Source organism: Nitrosospira sp. Nl5 (assembly GCF_900102495.1).
GTDB lineage: Bacteria > Pseudomonadota > Gammaproteobacteria > Burkholderiales > Nitrosomonadaceae > Nitrosospira.
The window spans coordinates 38653-50883 of the sequence record NZ_FMVQ01000002.1 but is presented as its reverse complement, the minus strand read 5'-3'; the positions used below and the strand labels follow the sequence as shown (position 1 = coordinate 50883).

The following is a 12231-nucleotide window of genomic DNA, read 5'->3' as shown; positions in this document are numbered from 1 at the left end:
TTCGTGCGAAGCGCATAAGAGATGTAATTGTTGTCCTTAATTCAGTCATGGGAAACAGCCGTGATAACCGGATATACCACTTACGAACAGAATGAATGGCCCAGACTGCCGCCACTGGAAGAGTGGCAGCAAACCTGCGACACACTCCATATGTGGGCACAAGTGGTCGGGAAAATCCGGTTGACGCTTTCCCCGGACATCAATCACAGTTGGGGTTCTACGCTCTACGTGACCACGCGCGGCCTCACTACTTCCCCTATTCCCTACGGGATGCTTACGTTTGCCATCGACTTTGATTTTATCGCCCACACGCTTAATATCACCACCTCGCGTGGCACTAGCTGTTCATTCGCTCTGGAGCCCATGCCGGTTTCGGGGTTCTACCGCAAGATTATGCAAGCACTCCGCGAGCTCGGCATCGAAATCAGGATTTTCGCCCGGCCGGTTGAGGTGGAAGTGGCAATACCATTCGAAAAAGACGATCAGCATGCAAGCTACGATGCTGATGCGGCTTTCCGTTTTTGGCACGCGCTCGTACAGGCTGATCGTGTCTTCAAGGAGTTTCGCGCCCATTTTATCGGCAAGGTAAGCCCAGTGCACTTCTTCTGGGGGGCGTTTGATCTGGCCGTCACCCGGTTTTCGGGACGAACCGCGCCGAAGCATCCCGGCGGGGCTCCTAATGTCGCTCCGCGGATAATGGAAGAAGCGTATTCGCATGAGGTATCGAGTGCCGGTTTCTGGCCGGGGGCGGGTTTGGGCGAGGCGGCCTTCTATTCCTATGCTTATCCCAGTCCTACGGGTTTCGATAAATACCCGGTTCAGCCAGAGGCTGCGTATTTCCACGCCGGCTTGGGTGAGTTCATCCTTCCCTACGAAGCCGTACGAATAGCCGATAATCCGCCGCACACGCTGCTCCAGTTTCTCCAGTCTACTTATGAGGCTGCCGCTACACTGGCGACTTGGGACAGACCCGCACTGGAACAAAAAATCCCAGGTGTGACAGTGCCACAGCCCATCTGATTGGCTCGGCGAGAAATGAAGCGCAGGAATGTCATCCGATTCCAAACTGGCAGTTCGACAAAGTCATTACGAAAGGAGCACAAATATGACAATTAAATCCGTACCAGACGGTTATCACGTCGTCACGCCATACCTGATGATCAAGGGAGCGGCCGAAGCCATTGAATTCTATAAGCGGGCGTTTGGCGCGACGGAACTATTCAAGATGATTACCCCTGGCGACAGGATCGGACACGCCGAAATTAAAATCGGCGATTCCCGCATTATGCTGACCGATGATTGCGGCACGGAAGGTACATTCCGTAACCCCCAATCATCGGGCGGTTCATCAGTTGGCATGCATGTGTATGTGGAGAACGTTGACGCCCTGTTTGCCCAGGCCATTGAAGCGGGTGCAAAGGCTGTCAGGCCGGTGCAGGATCAGTTTTACGGTGACCGGACAGGCACACTGGAAGATCCTTTCGGACATATCTGGTTCCTCGCTACGCACAAGGAAGATCTTTCGCCGGATGAAATCAAGCAGCGTGCCGAGGCGATGTTTAAGCAGGGCGGCGCCGACACCTAGCGCTTTCGGCTCCTCGCCAAACAGCTGCAACGAGCAAGCAGCCTGCTGATCGGGCGTTGGATTTGCTCGTGAAGCGGCGCGAAATAGCGATAACTTCCTCTCTTCACCTCCATGGCTGGATGCTGTTGCCAAGCATGACGTCCCGCCTTACCGCCTCAATACGCTATAATGCCGGTCTTTTCGGCCTCGACAAATACCCATGCTGCAAGGATGCAATCTTGAATGCGTGCGCGGCGACCGCAGATTATTCCGTGACGTTAATTTTTCCCTTGAAGCAGGCGGATTGATGCAGGTTCAGGGCCCCAATGGCAGTGGTAAAACCAGTCTTCTGCGGATGCTGTGCGGGTTGGCAGCGCCCGCTCATGGAGAAATTCTTTGGAACGGTGCTGAAATTCGTTCGCTTGGCGGGGACTATTACGCCGTAATGACTTATCTCGGCCATTTAGGTGGCGTGAAGGACGATTTGACCGCGATCGAGAACCTGCGTATTTCCAGTGCGCTGGGAGGTATTGAAATTGACGAAAACAAGGCGCATGAGGCCTTGCAGCACATGGGGTTGGGAGGACGCGAGCTATTGCCGGCCAAGGTATTGTCGCAAGGGCAGCGGCGTAGAGTGACATTGGCGCGCCTATTGGTATGCGGTACCGTATTATGGATATTGGATGAACCATTGACGGCTCTGGACACCGCCGCCGTGAAGCTGGTACAAGGCTTGATGGAACGGCACCTGGAACATGGCGGCATGATAGTGATGACAACCCATCAGGAGATCGAGATAACCGCCATCGCAACCCAGCGGTTGCAACTCGCCTGATATGTTTTTCTGGATAATCCGGCGCGACCTCCTGCTCGCGATGCGACGGCGGGCAGATGTCTTGACGACGCTGTTTTTTTTCATCATCGTGGTGAGCCTTTTCCCCCTCGGCGTGGGACCGGAGATGAACATGCTGCGAACCATGGCGCCGGGCGTGGTGTGGGTGGCCGCACTGCTGGCTGCGATGTTGTCGCTCGGCCGCATGTTTGCCAGCGACCATCTGGATGGCACGCTGGAACAGATGCTTCTCTCGCCTCAGTCGCTACCCCTGCTGGTATTGGGCAAGGCGCTGGCTCACTGGCTGGTAACAGGCGTGCCGCTGGTGCTGATGGCCCCCGTGCTGGGCATCCAGTATGACTTGCCGGTCGATGCATTGCTGGTGCTGACCATCTCGTTGCTGCTGGGTACACCTGTTTTAAGCCTGATTGGCGCCATCGGTGCAGCGCTCACGCTGGGATTGCGGGGCGGCGGAGTACTGGTTTCGTTGCTGGTTCTGCCGTTGTATATCCCGGTATTGATTTTTGGCGCGGGTGCGGTAGAAGCTAGCGCAGCCGGTTTGGGCGCTGGCGCGCATATGTCGCTGCTGGGCGCTTTTCTGCTCGCATCGCTGGTGCTGGCACCCTGGACGACGGCAATATCGTTACGAATTTCGATGGAGTGATTTCTGCGGAATAAAGAAAGCGATTCTGAATTTAAGGTTTTTAGTTTAAAATCGGGAGTTACTCACTTACAGTGTAAAACCCGAGATACAGGATTCATTATTTTTTAACATGGCCATTAACTGGTTCAAATATTCTTCCCCGGCAAGCTTTTATTTTCTTGCCGGTAAAATGATCCCGCTGTTTTCCATTGCCGCAATTGTATTGTGTGCGGTGGGGCTTTATATCGGATTCTTTGTAGCACCCACCGATTTTCAGCAGGGTGAAGCCTACCGCATTATTTTTATCCATGTTCCAGCTGCCTGGATGTCCATGTTCCTTTACGTGGTAATGGCGATGTGGTCCGGCATTGGCCTTGCATTCAATACGCGCCTTTCTTCCATGATAGCCACGGCCATTGCGCCGACAGGAGCAATGTTCACGTTTCTTGCCTTATGGACCGGCGCGCTGTGGGGCAAACCCATGTGGGGTACGTGGTGGGTATGGGATGCGCGCCTCACCTCCGAACTGATCCTGCTGTTCCTCTATATCGGCTTCATGTCGCTGCAGGCGGCAATAGATGACCCCCGCCGGGCCGACAAAGCCGGCGCAATGATCGCCCTGGTGGGCGTGGTGAACATACCGATCATCTATTTCTCGGTAAAATGGTGGAATACCCTGCATCAGGGAGCTTCCGTCAGCCTTACGCAATCGCCCAAGATGGCCACGACCATGCTGACCGGTATGCTGATTATGTCGCTTGCATGCTGGATGTATGCCATCGCCGTGGTGTTGATACGGACGCGGGCCATTATTCTGGAACGCGAACGCCATACGGCGTGGGTAGGAGAGCTGCAGGGGGCAACGCCGTGAACTGGGCCGGTTTGGCCGACTTTCTTGACATGGGCGGATACGGATTTTACGTTTGGGGGTCCTACCTGGTGGCGTTTATCTGCGTAGCCGGAGAGATTATTCTCGTTTTTAACCGAAAGCGAACTTTGCTCAGACATTTAAGTCTGATTCATCAGTCAACTAAACAAGAGAAGGGAAATGAAACCACGTCATAAAAAACTGGCGATCATCGCTTCGAGCGTGACTGCGTTAGGCGTTGCTTCCATACTGGTGTTGAATGCATTCCAGAGCAATCTGGTATTTTTCTTCAGCCCCAGCCAGGTTGCAGCCAATGAAGCTCCCGTAGGCAAGAGCTTCCGTATCGGCGGCCTGGTGGAAGAAGGCAGCGTCAAGCGACAGAGTGATGGCGTGACGGTGAATTTTGTTGTAACCGATACCGCAAAAGTTATCCCTGTGGTATATACAGGCATTCTTCCCGACCTGTTCAAGGAGGGCAAGGGCGTGGTGGCCCAGGGAAAACTGGCGAATGATGGCATTTTCCGCGCAGACGAGGTGCTTGCCAAGCACGATGAAAATTACATGCCTCCGGAAGCGGCAAGCGCTCTGGAACAAGCGGATAAGGCGCGGCAAACAGTATTGGTACAATAGCGCAGAGCCTTGGCGGAGTCAGGAAAACCTCCTCTAAACTCAACTGTGGCTTCCCGGCCATATTTTAATCCATAACCCTAGCCCCTTAAATCATGATCCCAGAACTCGGTAATTTCGCTCTCATCCTCGCGTTGCTGCTGGCACTTATACAAGGCACATTGCCCATTATCGGCGCAGCCCGCGGCATCTCCTCATGGACGGCGCTGGCCCGGCCGGTGGTTCAAGGGCAATTTGTATTTATTGCCATTGCGTTCTTTTGCCTTGCCTATTCATTCATCAATAATGATTTCTCGGTAATAAACGTCGCCCAAAACTCCAATTCAAGATTACCGGTGGAATATCGTTTTGCGGCAACCTGGGGATCGCACGAGGGATCGCTGCTATTATGGGTATTGATGCTGGCGTCGTGGTCGGTCGCCGTCAGCGTATTCAGCCGCCGCTTGCCGGATGATATGGTAGCGCGCGTGTTGGGCGTGATGGGACTGGTAAGCGTAGGTTTCCTGCTGTTCATGCTGTTTACCTCCAACCCCTTCGACCGCATGCTGCCAGGGGCGATGGAGGGAAGCGATCTTAATCCCCTGCTGCAAGATCCCGGCATGGTATTTCATCCGCCCATGCTTTATATGGGTTATGTAGGATTTTCGGTGGCGTTTGCTTTCGCCATCGCCGCACTCCTCAGCGGGCAGTTGGATGCGACTTGGGCGCGCTGGTCGCGCCCATGGACCACTATCGCATGGTCGTTCCTTACGATCGGCATCATGCTTGGCAGCTGGTGGGCGTATTATGAGCTGGGCTGGGGCGGCTGGTGGTTCTGGGATCCGGTGGAGAACGCGTCCTTCATGCCATGGCTGGTGGGAACCGCGCTGGTTCACTCACTGGCGGTAACCGAAAAACGCGGCAGCTTCAAAAGCTGGACCGTATTGCTGGCAATTTGTGCCTTCTCATTAAGTTTGCTGGGCACATTCCTCGTTCGTTCCGGCGTGCTGACATCCGTGCACGCTTTCGCCACCGACCCCAAGCGGGGCATATTTATCCTGGCATTCCTGGTCGTCGTCATCGGCGCTTCGTTACTGCTGTTTGCATGGCGGGCACCCAAGATTGGATTGGGCGGCAAGTTTGAACTGCTGTCGAGAGAATCGTTGTTGCTTGGCAATAATTTATTGATGATGGTAGCGGCCGGCAGCGTCCTGCTGGGCACCCTTTACCCGCTGATCATCGATGCGCTTGACCTTGGTAAATTATCGGTTGGCCCGCCCTACTTCGAAGCTGTATTCGTGCCATTGATGACGCCGGCAATTTTTCTGATAGGGGTAGGCCCGCTTGCACGCTGGAAACAGGCTAGCCTGCCAGACCTGGTGGTGCGTTTGCGCTGGGCCTTCGCCGTGAGCGTGGTAACCGCGCTGGTCATGCCGTTCCTCATGGGCGAGTGGAAACCGTTTGTCAGCTTTGGCTTGCTGCTGGCTTTCTGGGTCATTGCCAGCATGGCCGTCAACCTGCGGCATCGGCTGCTGAGCAGTGGCAAGAAGGGGCTGTTCGCGAAACTTTCCTCGCAATCGCGCAGCTATTACGGCATGCATCTTGCGCATCTGGGTATAGCGGTATTCATTATTGGCGTAACGCTGGTAGGTGGTTACGAAACCGAAAAAGACGTACGCATGGAAGTCGGCAATACAGTCGAAGTGGGCGGCTATACATTCCGTTTCAATGGCGTGAAAAAAGCACCGGGGCCGAACTATATGGCCGATATTGGCGAGCTGGAGGTGCTACGTAACGGCGAGAAAATCCGTACCATGGAGCCTGAAAAACGAACTTACACCGCTTCCGGCATGGCCATGACCGAAGCCGCGATAGACACGGGCGTGCTTCGCGACCTCTATGTTGCCTTGGGTGAACCACTGGAAAACGGAGCATGGGTGGTAAGGGTTTATCACAAACCCTTTGTGGACTGGATCTGGTTTGGATGCATATTGATGGCGGTGGGAGGTTTTCTGGCTGTATCCGATCGGCGTTATCGCCTGGCCGTACGCGAAAAACGCCAGGCTGTCGATGACAAGAGAATCAGGGGCACGACGGTTGCAGGCGCGGTCTCCGTACCGTCCGTACCTCCATTGATTGCCCGGAGTAAAAAGGCGTGACCCGTTTTCTGCTGCCGCTGGTAGCGTTCCTTGTGCTTGTTGCTTTTCTGCTGATTGGCCTTAATCTCAATCCGCGCGAGGTTCCATCGCCATTAATTGGAAAACCGGCTCCTGATTTCCAGTTGCAGCAATTGCACGAAACAGAAAAAACACTTACGTCAAAGGATAATCTGGGCAAGGTATGGCTGCTGAATGTGTGGGCTTCATGGTGCGTTTCCTGCCGCGAAGAACATCCGTTGCTGGTCGAATTAGCGAGATCCGGCATCGTTCCGGTCTACGGCCTCAACTATAAGGACGAGCGGGACCTGGCGTTGCAATGGCTGAAACAATTCGGCGACCCTTACACCGTCAGCATCAGGGATCCGGAAGGTAGAACAGGCATAGACTATGGCGTCTACGGCGTGCCGGAAACTTATGTCATCGATAAGAATGGTGTGATCCGGTACAAACAAATCGGCCCTGTAACGGTGGAAGCGCTGGAAACAAAAATTCTTCCGCTGGTGAGGGAACTGCAAGGATGAGTCTGTCGTCTTTATTCGGATCGTCAATCTCCCGCTATCGCCAAAAGCGCTCCGGTTTACAGAAAGGTTCTTTCGGCATAAAAAGATTTACCCTCTTGCTCATGTTGATGCTTGTGCTGCCTTCAAGCTGGGCCAGAGAAGCCGCACCGGTCGCCGAGGACCCGGAGATCGAGAGGCGCATGATTGAGCTATCTGAAGATTTGCGTTGCCTCGTGTGCCAGAACGAATCACTGGCGGGTTCCCGGGCGGACTTTGCCAACGATCTGCGACGCGAAATCCGCGAGCAGATGAAAGACAACAAAAGCGACAAGGAGATTGTCGATTTTCTGGTAGCACGTTATGGCGAGTTTGTGCTCTATCGCCCGCCGGTTAAACCCACAACCATGTTATTGTGGTTCGGTCCGTTCATTTTTCTTGCCGCAGGGGCGGTATTCCTGATTTTCTACCTCAAGCGCCGCCGCCGTAGACAGATCGAAGAACCGGCGCTATCCGAGAAGCAACGCCAGCAGGCCGAAGCCTTGCTAAAGGAAGGCAAGGGTAACAACGCATGACGTCATTTTGGGTTGTTGTCGGCATTTTTATTGTCGGCGCTCTGCTGTTTGTCCTTCCGACGTTGCTGAGAAAAAAGGATCATCAAGCTGGTGTTGCGCGTGACACGACCAACGTCAATATTTATCGCGATCAGTTAGCCGAACTTGACGCCGATTTGCACAGCGATATTCTAACGCATGAGCAATATGAACAAAGCAAGCGGGAACTGCAGCAACGAATGCTGGAAGATATTCCCGAGGGGGAGTCTATGACAGGCACTTTGGCGGCTGGGGGCAACCGCAATGTTGTAACCATAGCGCTCGTGGCGCTGGCGCTGCCGCTTCTGGCGGTTTCGCTTTATCTCTGGCTGGGCAATACACGGGCGCTGGCACCGCAGCCGGCTGTCGAACAGATGCCGATGTCCGGCATGCCGGACGAGGGGGGGCATCAGAATTTCTCGTCGGTACTGGACAATCTCACCGCGCGTCTCAGGGATCAGCCGGACGACGTGGAAGGCTGGATCATGCTTGGGAGAACCTATGCCATCATGCAGCGCTTCAATGAAGCGAAGGAAGCGTACGAGAAGGTACTTGCTTTAGTGCCGGAAAACGCGGAATTACTAACCGATTATGCTGACATTGTGGCGATGACGAATAATGGCAGCCTGATGGGGAAACCCCTGGAATTGATCAATAAGGCGTTGCGTCTCGATCCTAAAAATCCCAAGGCGCTGGCATTGGCGGGCACAGCCGAGTTTGAACAGAACAGGTTCACCCAGGCGGCAGCGTACTGGGAGCAGTTGCTGGCGCTTATTCCGGCAGAGTCCGAGTTGGGACGATCCGTCAGCAGCAGCATTGCCGAAGCGAAATCGCTGGCTTCAGGAAAAGGCAGCACGTTGGCAAGGACGCAGGATCAGGCGCCAAGCGGCCAGAATCCTCCGCCCACCGGGAATAAACCGGAATCAGTGGCGGCTGCAGGGGCTGCTGCGGCATCGGGCGACGGCACACTTTCCGGAAAAGTGACGTTAAGCCCTGCCCTGGCTGGCAAAGCGTCCCCCAATGATAGCTTGTATGTTTTTGCTCGCGCCAAAACGGGTCCTAAAGCTCCGCTCGCGACTCTGCGCCTGCAGGTTAAGGACTTACCGGCAACTTTCTCGCTGAACGACTCCATGGCCAGGTCGGGGATACAGCTATCCAATTTTTCAAATGAAGTGGTGGTCGGTGCCAGAATCTCCAAATCGGGATCTCCCATGCCACAAAGCGGCGACCTGCAGGGCCTCAGTGAACCAACCAGGGTGGGCAGCAAGGGCATTAACGTCGTCATTGATCAGCAACTACCCTAGCAGCCTGTCGGACTTAAAGGAAACCGGCTGCAAAAGCGCTTGGCCGGTCCATATTTCGCGCTTTTTCGGCCAATAGAGTAGCTATTGGCCTTCAAAATCGCCAGAATCTGTCCTCTCCCGATCATTTTTTCGCTTCGATTCTTCAAGCCGGCAGGCTGCTAGCAAAAATGTAGGGCGCCAATAAGCGAAGCGCATTGCGCCGCATAGGCCCCTCAATACCGTGACGATTGTTATTATGCTTAATCGTTACACTTTGCTCGTGAAACAAATATCTTTTTGCCTGCTGTGAGCGTTTAATGACCCGCTGCCCCCCAGCTTAACGGTCATCTCATGCGCGCAATTCGCTTTGCTTATTGACGCCCTACCCCTATATGGACCATCAAAAACGACGAGATTGTCATCAGGCAAGGCGTGGGGAGGCGCATAGTTATTCTATGCAACGACGAGCAGCGGCATGGCGGCTATCTTGTCGTTTTTAATCAGCGTAGCTGGTGATTTACCCAAATAGCAGCGGTAAACAACAGCACCGCGCCCGCTTGGTGAGATGCCGCCAGCGGCAGAGGGACGACCAGCAGCAATGTGGCGATCCCCAGACCTATCTGCACGGCCAGCATGAGCAACAGCAGGCTGCACGCAAGATGCGCCGAGCCGGGAAGAGGCAGGTCCCTGGATTTAACCCAGAAAATCGGAACCAGGATTGCCAGCGTCCAGGCAATCATGCGGTGATCGAATTGCACCGTCGCCATATTATCGAAAAAATTGCGATACCATGGTTCCAGCATGAATATTTCCGGCGGGATGAAGTGACCGTTCATCAACGGAAAAGTATTGTAAGCCAGGCCTGCCCGAATGCCCGCCACAAAACCGCCCGATAAAATCATGACGAATATCAGGGCGGTAAGAGCAATGGAAAAACGGTGCAGGCTTCGTAATCTGCTGTTCCCGTGCGATATGCCGCCAGGGAAAAGTAAACCCAGCGCCACCCACAGCATTGCGCCATAAATCACGATGGCAAGTCCTAAATGGGCTGTAAGCCGATACTGGCTAACGTGAGGGTTATCCACCAGCCCGCTTTTTACCATGTACCATCCCATGGCACCCTGCAAGCCACCCAGCACGAAAATTCCCGCCAGTTTCAGGCCCAGCGGCCGGTTGATTTCTTTTCTAACAATAAAATATAAAAACGGAATAAAAAAAGCCAATCCAATGACACGCCCCAGCAGCCGGTGAAAATACTCCCACCAGAAAATGGCTTTGAATTCCTCCAGGCTCATGCCCAGGTTAATTTTTTTGTATTGCGGCGTCTGGTGGTATTTTTCGAAAACTTCTTCCCAATCACTTTGACTGAGCGGCGGAATGGTGCCGATAATGGGTTGCCATTCGACGATGGAAAGCCCGGAATTGGTAAGCCGCGTGACGCCGCCCACAACCACTATGGCAAACACCAGGGCGCAGCAAACCAGCAACCAGACAGCAATTGATCTTTGCATGATAAAAATAGGCGGTTATAAACAAAAATTAACGATATACGATAAACCTATACGATTGGGCCGGCGAGAAATACCATGAAATCCGTTATTCCGGCTTGACCCGGAATCCAGATCAAACCAGCAAGGCCATGTTGTGAACCCGCTGCCTGCCAGTTCCGGCGGTATGAACGGTACTGCTTGCTACACCCAGATAATCCATTCGGGTAGGCCGCAGAGCCGCCTATAGATTATCTGGGTTTATTTCACGCGCATCAGACGTTGCTTGTCGCGCATCCATTCTTTCTGCTTCTCGGATTCGCGTTTGTCATGCTGCTTCTTACCTTTGGCCAAACCGATTTCGAGCTTGATTTTTCCTGCCTTGTAGTGCATATCCAGCGGCACCAAGGTGTAGCCGGCGCGCTCCGACTTACCAATGAGCCGTTTAATTTCATCGGAATGTAACAGCAACTTGCGCGTGCGGACCGGATCTGGATTGATATGGGTGGATGCCGCCAGCAAGGGACTGATATGGCAGCCGATGAGAAACAGTTCACCATTTCGGATGATGACGTAAGCTTCTTTTATCTGTACCCGCCCAGCGCGAATCGCTTTGACCTCCCAACCTTCGAAAACCACGCCGGTTTCGTATCTCTCTTCGATGAAATAATCGTGAAAGGCTTTCTTATTCTGAACGATACTCATGTAAGGGAAGAAAAAAGGTGAGTTCCATGGCGGTTTCGTGTATTTTAACAGCTTTAACCTGAATCCGCCCCGTGGCGAACCCATTGGAAAGACGAAGATCGAGTGATGACAGAAGTCCTTTTGGATCATTGCATTAAACTGAAAAATGAGCGGTCAGCTGCTGGATTAAGATTCAAATGCTGTCTCTGCGGATCAGGCAATTTATCTCATGGCTGAAATAGAAAAATCAGTACTGGTTGGCTATTCCGCGAAACAGATGTTCGCCCTCGTGGATGCGGTCGAAGATTATCCCGAATTTCTGCCATGGTGTGGTGGTTCATCAGTGAGCCCACAGGACGCATCCGTCACTCATGCGACTATCATGATCGACTATCATCACATCAAACACAGTTTCACTACCGAAAATACCCGGCGGCCGCCGGAATTGATTGAAATAACATTGCTGGACGGCCCGTTTCAGAATCTCGATGGTCACTGGCGTTTTATTCCCCTCGCGGAAGACGCCTGCAAGATAGAGTTTCGTTTGCACTACACGTTCTCCCACATATTTCTGGAAAAACTGGTCGGTCCGGTATTTTTCATTATCGCCAACAGCTTTGTGGAAGCATTCATCAAACGTGCGGAAGAAGTTTATGGGCATTCATGAACGGACAATCGAGATCGAAGTCGTCTATGCACTGCCGGACAATCAGATGGTGCTGCCATTAAGCTTGCCGGAGGGAACAACAGCGCAGCAAGCTGTAGAGGCTTGCGGAATCCTCAGCACCTTTCCGGAAATTGATCTTTCACGAAATAAGCTGGGCATATTCGGTAGACTGGTTAAACCTGGCACGATCCTGCGCAGTCGTGATCGCGTGGAAATTTACCGGCCTTTAACTGTCGACCCTAAAGAGAGTCGTAGAAGACGGGCAAAAGAATCGGGCGGGATGAAGAAAAATGAAAATCCAGCAATCTGCCGGACTTGAAGAATCAAAGCGAGAAAACAAATAATATC

Annotated in this window: 15 protein-coding genes; 13 read left to right on the top strand and 2 right to left on the bottom strand. The window is 53.2% G+C overall.

Features of this window, described 5'->3' with window-relative positions:
* Window positions 1-60 precede the first annotated feature (60 nt).
* The 11 genes from BLP45_RS02570 (at window position 61) to ccmI (ending at window position 9066) form a co-directional block, all read left to right on the top strand.
* Window positions 61-1020 (top strand): DUF5996 family protein, encoded by a 960-nt coding sequence (locus BLP45_RS02570; protein WP_256327641.1) that lies wholly within the window; start codon window positions 61-63, stop codon window positions 1018-1020.
* 85 nt (window positions 1021-1105) lie between these two features.
* Complete coding sequence (locus tag BLP45_RS02565) at window positions 1106-1585, top strand: VOC family protein (protein WP_090369517.1); 480 nt, start codon at window positions 1106-1108, stop codon at window positions 1583-1585.
* A 199-nt stretch (window positions 1586-1784) separates the two neighbouring features.
* A complete protein-coding gene (gene ccmA / locus BLP45_RS02560) occupies window positions 1785-2399 on the top strand; it encodes a cytochrome c biogenesis heme-transporting ATPase CcmA (protein WP_090369515.1) in 615 nt (204 codons plus the stop codon).
* Between the two features lies 1 nt (window position 2400).
* Window positions 2401-3060 carry a heme exporter protein CcmB gene (gene ccmB, locus BLP45_RS02555; protein WP_090369513.1) on the top strand — a complete coding sequence of 220 codons (660 nt, stop codon included), beginning with the start codon at window positions 2401-2403 and terminating at the stop codon, window positions 3058-3060.
* Between the two features lie 109 nt (window positions 3061-3169).
* Entirely contained in the window at window positions 3170-3910 is a 741-nt protein-coding gene (ccmC, locus tag BLP45_RS02550) for a heme ABC transporter permease CcmC (RefSeq protein WP_090369510.1), read from the top strand.
* The gene (gene ccmD, locus BLP45_RS02545; RefSeq protein ID WP_371128726.1) at window positions 3802-4104 is read left to right on the top strand and encodes a heme exporter protein CcmD; all 303 of its coding nucleotides are present in this window, start codon (window positions 3802-3804) and stop codon (window positions 4102-4104) included. The genes ccmC and ccmD overlap by 109 nt, the downstream gene beginning before the upstream one ends.
* The gene (gene ccmE, locus BLP45_RS02540; protein ID WP_090369508.1) at window positions 4088-4537 is read left to right on the top strand and encodes a cytochrome c maturation protein CcmE; all 450 of its coding nucleotides are present in this window, start codon (window positions 4088-4090) and stop codon (window positions 4535-4537) included. Before ccmD ends, ccmE begins: the two co-directional genes overlap by 17 nt.
* Window positions 4538-4629: 92 nt before the next feature.
* Window positions 4630-6672: a heme lyase CcmF/NrfE family subunit gene (locus tag BLP45_RS02535; RefSeq protein WP_090369506.1), complete on the top strand. Its 2043-nt coding sequence runs from the start codon at window positions 4630-4632 to the stop codon at window positions 6670-6672.
* A complete protein-coding gene (locus BLP45_RS02530; RefSeq protein WP_090369504.1) occupies window positions 6669-7193 on the top strand; it encodes a DsbE family thiol:disulfide interchange protein in 525 nt (174 codons plus the stop codon). Before BLP45_RS02535 ends, BLP45_RS02530 begins: the two co-directional genes overlap by 4 nt.
* 101 nt (window positions 7194-7294) lie before the next feature.
* The gene (locus tag BLP45_RS02525; RefSeq protein WP_256327669.1) at window positions 7295-7744 is read left to right on the top strand and encodes a cytochrome c-type biogenesis protein; all 450 of its coding nucleotides are present in this window, start codon (window positions 7295-7297) and stop codon (window positions 7742-7744) included.
* Window positions 7741-9066, top strand: coding sequence for a c-type cytochrome biogenesis protein CcmI (gene ccmI, locus BLP45_RS02520; RefSeq protein WP_090369501.1), 1326 nt, complete (start codon window positions 7741-7743; stop codon window positions 9064-9066). Before BLP45_RS02525 ends, ccmI begins: the two co-directional genes overlap by 4 nt.
* Before the next feature lie 479 nt (window positions 9067-9545).
* On the opposite strand, the gene BLP45_RS02515 is transcribed toward ccmI, so the two are convergent.
* Both BLP45_RS02515 and smpB read right to left on the bottom strand, forming a co-directional pair.
* Entirely contained in the window at window positions 9546-10556 is a 1011-nt protein-coding gene (locus BLP45_RS02515) for a COX15/CtaA family protein (RefSeq protein ID WP_090369499.1), read from the bottom strand.
* A 237-nt stretch (window positions 10557-10793) separates the two neighbouring features.
* Window positions 10794-11237 carry an SsrA-binding protein SmpB gene (smpB, locus tag BLP45_RS02510; protein ID WP_090369497.1) on the bottom strand — a complete coding sequence of 148 codons (444 nt, stop codon included), beginning with the start codon at window positions 11235-11237 and terminating at the stop codon, window positions 10794-10796.
* A 208-nt stretch (window positions 11238-11445) separates the two neighbouring features.
* Between smpB and BLP45_RS02505 the strand changes: the two genes are divergently transcribed.
* Together BLP45_RS02505 and BLP45_RS02500 are read left to right on the top strand one after the other, a co-directional pair.
* Window positions 11446-11883, top strand: a complete 438-nt coding sequence (locus tag BLP45_RS02505) for a type II toxin-antitoxin system RatA family toxin (RefSeq protein WP_090369496.1) — start codon at window positions 11446-11448, stop codon at window positions 11881-11883.
* On the top strand, window positions 11870-12202 hold the full coding sequence (locus tag BLP45_RS02500; protein ID WP_090369494.1) for an RnfH family protein: 333 nt from the start codon (window positions 11870-11872) through the stop codon (window positions 12200-12202). Before BLP45_RS02505 ends, BLP45_RS02500 begins: the two co-directional genes overlap by 14 nt.
* Window positions 12203-12231: the final 29 nt, after the last annotated feature.

Excerpts from the sequence above, each read along its gene's own strand:
- BLP45_RS02525 (WP_256327669.1), top strand. The coding sequence starts at position 7,295 with ATGTTGATGCTTGTGCTGCCTTCAAGCTGGGCCAGAGAAGCCGCACCG.
- BLP45_RS02505 (WP_090369496.1), top strand. The coding sequence starts at position 11,446 with ATGGCTGAAATAGAAAAATCAGTACTGGTTGGCTATTCCGCGAAACAG.
- BLP45_RS02565 (WP_090369517.1), top strand. The coding sequence starts at position 1,106 with ATGACAATTAAATCCGTACCAGACGGTTATCACGTCGTCACGCCATAC.
- ccmC (WP_090369510.1), top strand. The coding sequence starts at position 3,170 with ATGGCCATTAACTGGTTCAAATATTCTTCCCCGGCAAGCTTTTATTTT.
- BLP45_RS02500 (WP_090369494.1), top strand. The coding sequence starts at position 11,870 with ATGGGCATTCATGAACGGACAATCGAGATCGAAGTCGTCTATGCACTG.
- ccmB (WP_090369513.1), top strand. The coding sequence starts at position 2,401 with ATGTTTTTCTGGATAATCCGGCGCGACCTCCTGCTCGCGATGCGACGG.
- BLP45_RS02515 (WP_090369499.1), bottom strand. The coding sequence starts at position 10,556 with ATGCAAAGATCAATTGCTGTCTGGTTGCTGGTTTGCTGCGCCCTGGTG.
- ccmA (WP_090369515.1), top strand. The coding sequence starts at position 1,785 with ATGCTGCAAGGATGCAATCTTGAATGCGTGCGCGGCGACCGCAGATTA.
- ccmI (WP_090369501.1), top strand. The coding sequence starts at position 7,741 with ATGACGTCATTTTGGGTTGTTGTCGGCATTTTTATTGTCGGCGCTCTG.
- smpB (WP_090369497.1), bottom strand. The coding sequence starts at position 11,237 with ATGAGTATCGTTCAGAATAAGAAAGCCTTTCACGATTATTTCATCGAA.
- BLP45_RS02535 (WP_090369506.1), top strand. The coding sequence starts at position 4,630 with ATGATCCCAGAACTCGGTAATTTCGCTCTCATCCTCGCGTTGCTGCTG.
- ccmE (WP_090369508.1), top strand. The coding sequence starts at position 4,088 with ATGAAACCACGTCATAAAAAACTGGCGATCATCGCTTCGAGCGTGACT.
- ccmD (WP_371128726.1), top strand. The coding sequence starts at position 3,802 with ATGCTGGATGTATGCCATCGCCGTGGTGTTGATACGGACGCGGGCCAT.